This is a genomic window from Bradyrhizobium sp. LeoA1Lang (genome assembly GCF_055413685.1).
Map to the genome: position 1 here is coordinate 1 of NZ_JBVAPG010000238.1, position 9173 is coordinate 9173.

Consider the following 9173-nt stretch of genomic DNA (forward strand, 5'->3'; position numbering starts at 1 on the left):
GACGGCTGGCAGACCCTCGCCAGCAAGCCCATTGCTCAGCCGGTTGATCTTGCCGCCTGAGCAGATATCATCCGTTCACCGGAGACTCGCGACGGACAAATTCCAACCAAGTTCGCGACGGCACCCCCGACGCAGCTATGCGGCTCTGATGTCGACTGCGTCGTTGTTGGCTACCTCGCTCCCGACCCATTGTCCGGCTCACCTGCATTTGCAGTGCGCGACGCCGTGGCAAGCTCCTCCACTTTTGAGCGGATCGGCCCGAATGGACCGTATTTGTGCTGCTCCAGACTGAAACCGTCGACGTACGGGCCATATGGAGTATCGATCGGCTTTTGGAGTCGGATCGGAAAATCCTTCTCGAGGTTTGCCTTCTCTGGCCGCTTCTGGCTGATGATGTAGGCCGCGACATCATAGGCCTGCTCGTCCGTGAGCACCGGGGCGTTGAACGCGGTGCCGATGGGCATGTTGTGCATCGCATAAGCGGCGGCGGTCAAAAGGCGGCTCATTCCAGCGCCGTTGTTGTAGCTGTCGGGACCCCAGAGCGGAGGGAACTGATATCCCGCGCCGGTTTGGGCGCGTTGCCCCAAGCCATCCGCGCCGTGGCAAGCGGCGCATATCTGCGAAAAAACCTCCGCGCCGCGAGCGGCATCGGCAGCGCGCGCTGGCTCTTTGATCCTCAACGTGCCAGCGCCCTTAAGCTTTGCGCCGTCGGGAACGCCGGTCGACAGCCAGCGCATATAAGTTGAAAACGCCCTCATTTCGCGGCTCTCAAGCGGCAGCGCTCGGCCATTCATGCTGCGCTCCATACAACCATTGATGCGATCCTCGAGAGTGTCGACCGCCCCTTCCCGCGCGCGGTATTGCGGGAATTGTCCCCAAACGCCTATGAGCGCCATGGCATATGGCTGGGTCCCGCCCTGCAGATGGCAGTTTTGGCACGCGAGATTGTTGCCAGCGAAGCGTCTTGCTGGATCCGACACGTTTGGCCCGATCTCATTCGCGGTATCCGTGAAAAGCGCGTGCCCATATTTAACGAGGGTGCCAAACGGATCGTCCGCGACAGTGGTGATATCAGGAGACGTCCACTGGGTGAGATCGATGTCGTTACTCCCCGCGAACGAGCGATTAGGGCCTGCTATCGATGCCGTGGTGCACAACATCGCCGCGAGCAAAAAGAGCCAAGAGCGTTTCATGGTGCACTCCGCATTAAACCTGGTTCGCCGAAGTTGATGTCGGCTAACGTTGGCAGCAAATCGCAATGCACTTCCAGATCCGGCCGGCTCGAGCGTCAGAACGGTGGCCAGACCATCAGCCATAATACCATTTCATTCTCTTGCCCCCGAGCGATCGTTTATGACGCGAATTGGCCATAAGAGGACGTCTGCTGTCGGGCTCATCATTCCTGTCTCTTCGGCGGGATCGCAGCCCTGGCCTTTCGCGACATACTGCACCGCCGCGCATCCTCGGTCGCTAACGGGGCACAGCGGAAATCGAAGGCCGACGCCTGTTGTAGAGGGCGACGCTCGTGACCCAGAGCGGTCCATCCGTCATGCTGCCAGATGCCGAATAAGGGCTGCAACCGCGCGGGAGGCGGCGCCACACTGACAGCCGCTTCAGCATCGCCGCCGCGCAATTAATGGGCAGGCGGATGAGGCGGCCGTCATCGATCGGCGCGCTGGCCGGGAAGGCCGAGGTCACATCGTGCTTGTAACCGATGGGGACGGCACCAGCTATAGTGCCTGGAGGAACCCTCGTCCGCCTCGTCGCGTTTTCGGGTGTCGCATGCGATTCAACCCCTGAAAGGACCCAGACAATGGCTCCAACGTCGGTCGCCGAAGCGGTCCGCCCACAACAGGCGGTGGCGGAACTACTCTTTCAACCGTACAGGCTCGGTCCATTCACTCTGCCGAACCGGATTGTCATGGCGCCCTTGACGCGCTCCCGCGCTCGTCAACCCGGGAACGTGCCGACCTCGCTCAACGCTTGCTACTACGCACAACGGGCTTCAGGCGCGTTCATTATCAGCGAAGCAACCCAGGTATCGATGCAAGGGCAGGGTTATGCCTGGACACCGGGTATCCACAGCCGTGAACAGGTCGAAGGCTGGCGACTGGTAACCGACGCGGTGCACGCTGCCGGCGGCCGCATCTTCCTGCAGCTTTGGCATGTCGGACGCATCTCACATCCGGCACTGCAGCCGGATCACATGCTGCCGGTCGCCCCCTCGGCCATTACACCGGCCGGCGACGCGTTTATCGAGAATGACCGGGGCGAAGGTCAATTGGTGCCGTTCGTTCGGCCGCGAGCGTTGCAGATCGAGGAGATGCCGTACATCATCCAGCAATATGCGCATGGCGCGAGAAACGCCATGGCCGCCAATTTCGACGGGGTAGAGGTGCACGGCGCCAACGGCTATCTCATAGATCAGTTCATCAGTTCAGGCACAAACCATCGGACCGACGCCTACGGAGGGGCGGTGGGCAATCGGGCGCGGCTGTTGATGGAAGTGGTCGAAGCCGTAAGCGAAATCTGGGGCCCAGACCGGGTCGGCGTGCGCCTGTCACCCCTTGGCAGTTTCAACGATATGAGCGACGCCGAGCCGGAGGTGACCTTCGGCACCATAGCGCAACTTCTCAACGGCCTTCGTTTCGCCTATCTGCATATCGTGAATCCGGGTCTCGCCGCGATCGAGAAAGGCAAGGCGCCGGACGCCGGCGCTGAGCAGATGCTTGCGCTCATCCGGGAAAAATATAGCGGAACGTTGATCGTAGCCGGCGGCTTTGATCGAGACACCGCGGAAGCATGGCTCGAGCAAAGCAAGGCGGATTTGATCGCCTTTGGCCGCAAGTTTTTGGCCAACCCGGATTTGCCGGACCGGTTGCGTATGCGCACGGGCCTCAATGCCGACGATCAATCCACCTATTATGGCGGCGGGGCCAAAGGCTATACCGACTATCCGTCGCTTGCGCAGGAGCGAGGCGAGCAACCGAAAGCCTGCGTGGACGACCGATGGCGCTAACGCCCCTCCGACCAGTGCGGCACAGTCCGTACCGGCGTTGGGATAAAAGCAACCGAAGGAATGCCTGCTTCTGGCCTCACGCAGCGGTTGGCAGATGCCCGCTATTCCGCCGCTGTCAGGAGGCAAGCAGACATGCGGCGACCTCAATGCCCAGATATCGGACGGTGCTCTCGATTTTTGTGTGGCCCAACAAAAGCTGCACGGCTCGCAAGTTGCCTGTCCGCCGGTAGATCAGAGTCGCCTTTGTTCGACGAAATGAATGTGTTCCGAACAGGTGCGGATCAAGCCCTACGCTGGTAAGCCAATCAGACAAAAGCCGCGCGTACTGCCGAGTGGTTAGACTGCAACTAGGTCCCCGCCGGCCGGTGAATAGGTATTCGCTCCGCTTCTTGCCCGTCGCTCTCAGATAGTCGTCGACGGCTTGGCGCGTCGACTCGGTGAGTTCAAATTTGACCGGTCGTCCCGTCTTCTTCTGCCGGATGATTGCACGATCAGCCGCGTAGCCGCTTGGCGCGATGTCGTCGACCTTCAGCGCCACGACATCGCAGCCACGAAGTTTACTGTCGATGGCCACGTTGAACAGCGCCAGATCCCGGAGCCGGCCCCCGACCCTGGAGCGTTGTCCGGATGGACCAGACGTGCTTCGGACGGAGTGGTGGCTTCGCACCGACGATCTTACCCTTGTTCCACGGGACGTGCTTGGAGACCTGCTCGATGGTGCTTAGGACTTCGATCATGGTGACCTCCTCAATTAGTGAGGTCGACCATTCTCAAGCCGGTAACCTCTGAAATGACGTCGGCTTTCAGAGGATTGAAGACGTAGTTGGGTCCAATTCGACCGATCGGACGACGGATTTTGACCCATTGCCGACGGGTCGATGACTGTCCCGCGATTACCTACCATCGCGACTTGCGACCTGAAACTTAATCTCATCGACTTTCGAAAGCAGAAATCTCAGCAGCGGGGAGGTATTAGCTTCGCTGTAGCCGATTACGAGGTCGACCATCGGTGGCTTGCCCTGGATTGGACGACTGACGATGGATTTCGGCATCAGGTTTTGCGCGTAAAGCGGAAGCAGGCTGATGCCGCCGGTGGAAGCGATCAGCGAGCTCGCCATGGCCAAATTCTCCGCCTGATGCGCGGGCTTGATCGTCAATCCATGGCGTTTGAAGAAGTCCTCGATGACGGTCCGCAAAACCGATGCCCGTATCGGTGATACGCCGATATAGGTCTGCCCCGCCAGCTCCTGTGGTCGGATCGCACTCTTGGCCGTAAGGGGGTGATCATATGGCATCAACACAATCACCGGATCATGCCTTAGCAGCTTGAATTGCACGCCAGGCGCATTCTTCTCCGGACGAAGGAAGGCGAGGTCGATCTTGCCGCGTACCAGTCCGGCGGCAAGGTCCGGAGAATCCTCGCTGTGGATCGTGATCTCAGTGCTTGGCAGTTTACCGCGCAGGATACCCATCACGGCCGGGAGCCAGTCCATTTCATAGCCGGTGAGAAATCCGATCGAGAGAGATGATTTTGTCAGCTGGGCGGCGCGGCGCGCGGCCTCGCTGGCGGCTTCGACCTGCAGCAGTGCTACGCGCGCGTGATCGAGGAATACCCGCCCCGACGGTGTCAGTTCGATGCCGCGTGGTCCGCGGATCAACAACTGCACCCCGAGCTCTAGCTCAAGATCATGAATCTGCCGGCTCAGCGACGGTTGCGCCGTGTGCAGGCGCTTTTGGGCCGCCACCGTGAGACTGCCTTCTTCGGCCACGGCGACGAAATAGCGGAGGTGTCGGAGTTCCACGGAGCCAGTCCTAGAAAGTATGGCTTAAACCTTACAAAGTCTTTCTGCGGAGCGCCAGTATTTCCTAAATCACTCACATACGCCGGAGCGCATCGATCAAGCGCGTTGCAAGCGCTTCGTAGATCGGCCCATTCAGCCAGATCGAATGGGTATGGCAGCGGTTTTATTTGGGAGATGCATGATGAGCCATCCAGTTGTCCTGATCACCGGCGGACTCACCGGCATCGGCCGCGCGACGGCGTTGGCCTTTGCTCGCGAAGGCGCTCGTGTCGTTGTTTCGGGTCGCCGCAACGATGCCGGCATGGCGCTCGCGGTTGAGCTGCGGGCGCTCGGCGCCGAGGCGGACTTCGTTGGTGCCGATGTTCGACGCGAAAGCGAGGTGCAGGCGCTGGTCGAACGGACGGTCAAGCAGTTCGGCCACCTCGACATCGCCGTGAACAATGCCGGCACCGAGGGAACGCCCGGCCCCGTCACCGACCAGAGTGCCGAGAGTTATGCAGCGACGTTTGACACCAATGTGCTCGGCGTTCTCCTCTCGATGAAGCACGAACTGCGAGTGATGCAGCCGCAGGGATCGGGAAGCATCGTCAACATCTCCTCGACCATGGGCAGTCGCGGCGCGCCGAACGCGTCGCTCTACACTGCAAGCAAACACGCCGTCGAAGGCCTGACCAAATCCGCCGCATTGGAAGCCGCGGCCTTCGGCGTCCGTGTCAACGCAATCGCCCCCGGTCCGGTAGAGACCGCGATGCTTGACCGGTTCACCGGTTCGGCCGACCGCAAGGCCAGGATGGTAGCCGGTATCCCGCTCAAGCGCGCGGGCAAACCGGACGAACTCGCCGACGCCATCCTGTTCGTGGCCTCGGATAAGGCGTCGTTCATTACCGGCCAGGTCATCAGCGTCAACGGCGGCCGGACGGCCGCGTAGTTTCACACAAACACCACACACATCAGGAGATTAGTCATGACCGACCTCGTCAGCCGAACCGCCCTCGTCACCGGTGCCTCCCGCGGCATCGGCCGCGCCACCGCTCTCGCGCTGGCCAATGCCGGTGCCCGCGTTATCGTTCACTACGGCAATTCCGCCAAGGACGCGGACTCGCTGGTCGCCGAAATCCGCGAAGCCGGTGGGCAGGCCGACGCCGTCAAGGCGGACTTGTCGGCGCCAGATGGTGCGCACAAACTCGCGGGCGAAGTTGGCAAACTGGTCGGCGGTAAGCTCGATATTCTCGTCGCCAACGCCGGCATTGCGGTGCCGGCCAGCATTGAGGCGCAGACCGTCGAAGACTTCGACCGCATGTTCGCGGTCAATGTCCGCGCCCCGTTTTTCCTGGTGCAGCAATTGCTGCCGTTGATGGCCGAAGGCTCGAACATCGTGATGACGTCGTCGCTGGCGGCGCGCGCTGCTGTGGGCCAGTTGCCGGCTTACTCCGCCACCAAGGGCGCCATCGACACGCTTGTGAAGCATTTCGCATCGCTGCTGGGATCTCGCGGTATCCGCGTCAACGCGGTCGCACCGGGGATCATCGATACCGACATGTCGGAGTTTTCCAAGACCGAGGAAGGCCGCACGTATGCTCTCGGGATGCAGGCGCTGCAACGAATCGGTCATGCGGATGACGTCGCGGAGGTCGTGGCGTTCCTGGCGTCAGATTCTGCGCGCTGGGTCACCGGCGACACCGTCCAGGTGGGCGGTGGTTCGAAGCTTTGATGCCCGGAGAAAGCTGCGATGAAACTCTATCAGTCCAATGCCTCGCCCAATTCTCGCCGCGTGAGAATCTACCTGGCGGAGAAGGACATCTCGATGACCGTTGTGCCGGTCGACCTCGGCGCACGCGAACAATTCTCCGAGGCGTATGCGACGATTAATCCGCGCCGCGTCGTCCCCGCTCTTGTTCTCGATGACGGATCGACCATCGGCGAAGTCCCAGCCATCATCCGCTATCTCGAGGAGACGCACCCCCACCGGCCACTGCTCGGAACTACAGCCAAGGATAAAGCCGTGATTACCATGTGGGAGCGTCGGATGGAGCAGGAGGGATTCGCCGCGGTCATGGAGACGGTTCGTAACGGCGCCGCCGCTCTCAAGGGGCGCGCCATCGCGGGACCGCATGGCTACAACCAGATCCCCGAATTGGTCGAGCGTGGCCGTCGTCGCATTGCCGATTTCTATGACGATCTCGAGACCCGGTTGGTCGAAGTGCCATTCGTGGCTGGGGATCAGTTCAGCGTCGCTGATATCACAGCAATGGTCGCAATCGACTTTGCAAAAAAGGCATTGAGCTGGGAGATACCATTAAAAAACGCAGGCTCGAGGCGTTGGTATGACGCCGTATCATCGCGTCCAAGCGCCGACTCGTAACAGCCTCTAGCGATGGAGGCCGGGACTCGCGGATTTTCTTGGTCCGCTTCTGTGAAGGGTTTCGGATGCCGGCCGCTTGAGGGACGGTGCGGCGTATTCGGCGGCCGGCGTCCGAAAGCCTCCAAGGGAGGAAACCGCGCTTGGGGGGACGTGCGGCGGTGCGGCAGGCGCTATGGGGATTTGAGTGCCGCGGGGGAGCTGGCTGATTTGAATCGAGCCGCTGCAACGAGTTGTGCGACGGTGAAGCGCCTGATGAATGAGCGGCGGGTGGCGTCGAGCTCTGTGAATTGCCGGACGAATTGCGACGACTGGCGGACATCGGGGCGCGCCCTGCCGTGGCTGGTCGAGAGCCAGCGGGCGCGCGGAGCAGATTTGCGGGATTGAGGCGCCGTCATGAGGTGTCGATCCTGATGCGGTTCGTTGGAGCTGTCGACTGATGCCGTGGCGTTGCACCGCGCGCGAACACCTCGATGATGATCATGCGACCGCCGCAGCATGGACAGCTCGGCTTGCTGGACTCTGGGGCACTGGTGGGCTCGCCTTGGGAGTTTACACCGGCGAGCAGCGCACGCGCGCGTGCGATGTTGTCGGCGCACGCGCCTCTGGCGAACAGGCCGTAGTGGCGGATGCGATTGAGGCCTTTTGGCAGCACGTGGATGAGGAAGCGGCGGATGAACTCGTCGATGGCGAGCGTCATCTGCTTGTATCGATCGCGGCCCTCGCTGCGGTAGTCCTTCCACTTGAAGGTGACGCCGTGCTGGTCGCAGGCGATCAGGCGGCTGTTGGCGATGGCGACGCGGTGGGTGTAGCGCGACAGATAGGCCAGCACCGCCTCGGGTCCGCCGAACGGGCGCTTTGCATAGACGACCCACTCCGCCTTGCGCAGCGGCGCGAGATAAGCCGCGAAGGATTGCGCATCGGCGAGATGGGTATGATCGCCGAAGAAGCTGAGGCAGCCGGCCGCGTGCGCAGCGATGAGCTTCTCCAGGAACAGGCGCCGGAACAGGCGGGAGAGCACGCGTACGGGAAGGAAGAAGCCGGGCCGGCAGGACACCCAGCGCCGGCCGTCGGGCGCGATGCCGCCGCCGGGCACGATCATGTGCACGTGGGGGTGATGGGTCATGGCCGAGCCCCAGGTGTGCAGCACCGAGGTGATGCCGATTCTGGCGCCCAGATGCTTCGGATCGGCGGCGATCGTCAACATGGTCTTGGCCGAGGCCTTGAACAAGAGATCGTAGAGCACGGCCTTGTTTTGGTAGGCGATGTCGGCGATGGCCGCAGGCAGCGTGAACACCAGGTGATAGTACGGCACCGGCAGCAGCTCGGCCTCGCGGTCGGCGAGCCAGTCCTTAGCCGCGGCACCCTGGCACTTCGGGCAATGCCGGTTGCGGCAGGAGTTGTGGGCGATGGTGGTATAGGCGCAGTCCTGACAGCGCGCGACATGGCCGCCGAGCTCCGCGGTGCGGCAGCGCTCGATCGCCGACATCACCTTCAGTTGGTCCAGGCTGACATGGCCGGCACGGGCTTGACGCCATGCTACGCCATGGCTGCGGAAGATATCCGCAACCTCCAGAGCCGGGCGCGGCACGCGCGCCGCGTCAGCCGGGCGGCCGGATCTGCTTGAGCTTGAGTGCGATGCGCTCCAGCGGGCTCATGACCTCGCTGATCGTCTTGGTAGCGACGCGGGTATAGAGCGCCGTGGTGTCGAGTTTGGCGTGACCAAGCAACACCTGGATCACGCGGACATCGATGTTCTGCTCGAGCAGGTGGGTGGCAAAGCTGTGCCGCAAGGTATGGAGCGAGACGCGTTTGCTGATCTCGGCCATTTGGGCCGCGGCATGGCAGGCGCGATTGAGCTGGCGCGGGGAATGTCAGATATTTTGTGTAAGAGACTTCTGTGAAGGGTGAATTGCAGTCGTTTGTTTTATCAGCCGGACATTGGTGTCGATCCCATGGTGGCTAACAGTGGCCGGGCAGCAAGCTCTGTCAA

At 61.7% G+C, this 9173-nt stretch carries 7 protein-coding genes and 2 pseudogenes; 4 read left to right on the forward strand and 5 right to left on the reverse strand.

From position 1 onward, the window contains the following. Nucleotides 1–170 precede the first annotated feature (170 nt). The gene (locus ACZYOF_RS40075; RefSeq protein WP_463719191.1) at nt 171–1193 is read right to left on the reverse strand and encodes a c-type cytochrome; all 1023 of its coding nucleotides are present in this window, start codon (nt 1191–1193) and stop codon (nt 171–173) included. Nucleotides 1194–1813: 620 nt separating this feature from the next. On the opposite strand from ACZYOF_RS40075, the gene ACZYOF_RS40080 reads away from it, so the two are divergent. Beyond that, nucleotides 1814–3019 carry an alkene reductase gene (locus tag ACZYOF_RS40080; RefSeq protein ID WP_463719197.1) on the forward strand — a complete coding sequence of 402 codons (1206 nt, stop codon included), beginning with the start codon at nt 1814–1816 and terminating at the stop codon, nt 3017–3019. A 115-nt stretch (nt 3020–3134) separates the two neighbouring features. Here ACZYOF_RS40080 and ACZYOF_RS40085 read toward each other — a convergent pair. Further along, nucleotides 3135–3756 (reverse strand): annotated as a pseudogene (locus ACZYOF_RS40085) (tyrosine-type recombinase/integrase). A gap of 156 nt (nt 3757–3912) precedes the next feature. Continuing rightward, nucleotides 3913–4821, reverse strand: coding sequence for a LysR family transcriptional regulator (locus ACZYOF_RS40090; RefSeq protein ID WP_463719192.1), 909 nt, complete (start codon nt 4819–4821; stop codon nt 3913–3915). A gap of 181 nt (nt 4822–5002) precedes the next feature. On the opposite strand from ACZYOF_RS40090, the gene ACZYOF_RS40095 reads away from it, so the two are divergent. The 3 genes from ACZYOF_RS40095 to ACZYOF_RS40105 are packed head-to-tail and all read left to right on the forward strand — an operon-like array spanning nt 5003 to nt 7183. Continuing rightward, nucleotides 5003–5749, forward strand: a complete 747-nt coding sequence (locus tag ACZYOF_RS40095) for an SDR family NAD(P)-dependent oxidoreductase (protein ID WP_463719193.1) — start codon at nt 5003–5005, stop codon at nt 5747–5749. A gap of 36 nt (nt 5750–5785) precedes the next feature. After that, nucleotides 5786–6532, forward strand: coding sequence for an SDR family NAD(P)-dependent oxidoreductase (locus ACZYOF_RS40100; protein WP_463719194.1), 747 nt, complete (start codon nt 5786–5788; stop codon nt 6530–6532). Nucleotides 6533–6550: 18 nt separating this feature from the next. Beyond that, nucleotides 6551–7183: a glutathione S-transferase family protein gene (locus ACZYOF_RS40105; protein WP_463719195.1), complete on the forward strand. Its 633-nt coding sequence runs from the start codon at nt 6551–6553 to the stop codon at nt 7181–7183. Nucleotides 7184–7574: 391 nt separating this feature from the next. Here the strand turns inward: ACZYOF_RS40105 and ACZYOF_RS40110 are convergent, their stop codons facing one another. Both ACZYOF_RS40110 and ACZYOF_RS40115 read right to left on the reverse strand, forming a co-directional pair. Continuing rightward, nucleotides 7575–8771 carry an IS91 family transposase gene (locus ACZYOF_RS40110; RefSeq protein WP_463719196.1) on the reverse strand — a complete coding sequence of 399 codons (1197 nt, stop codon included), beginning with the start codon at nt 8769–8771 and terminating at the stop codon, nt 7575–7577. A 10-nt stretch (nt 8772–8781) separates the two neighbouring features. Then, nucleotides 8782–9051, reverse strand: a pseudogene (locus tag ACZYOF_RS40115) (tyrosine-type recombinase/integrase); the annotation flags it as partial. Between the last annotated feature and the right edge of the window lie 122 nt (nt 9052–9173).

What these genes read in the sequence shown, in the direction of transcription:
- ACZYOF_RS40075 (WP_463719191.1), bottom strand. Translation starts at nt 1,193, where the DNA reads ATGAAACGCTCTTGGCTCTTTTTGCTCGCGGCGATGTTGTGCACCACG.
- ACZYOF_RS40080 (WP_463719197.1), top strand. Translation starts at nt 1,814, where the DNA reads ATGGCTCCAACGTCGGTCGCCGAAGCGGTCCGCCCACAACAGGCGGTG.
- ACZYOF_RS40095 (WP_463719193.1), top strand. Translation starts at nt 5,003, where the DNA reads ATGAGCCATCCAGTTGTCCTGATCACCGGCGGACTCACCGGCATCGGC.
- ACZYOF_RS40100 (WP_463719194.1), top strand. Translation starts at nt 5,786, where the DNA reads ATGACCGACCTCGTCAGCCGAACCGCCCTCGTCACCGGTGCCTCCCGC.
- ACZYOF_RS40105 (WP_463719195.1), top strand. Translation starts at nt 6,551, where the DNA reads ATGAAACTCTATCAGTCCAATGCCTCGCCCAATTCTCGCCGCGTGAGA.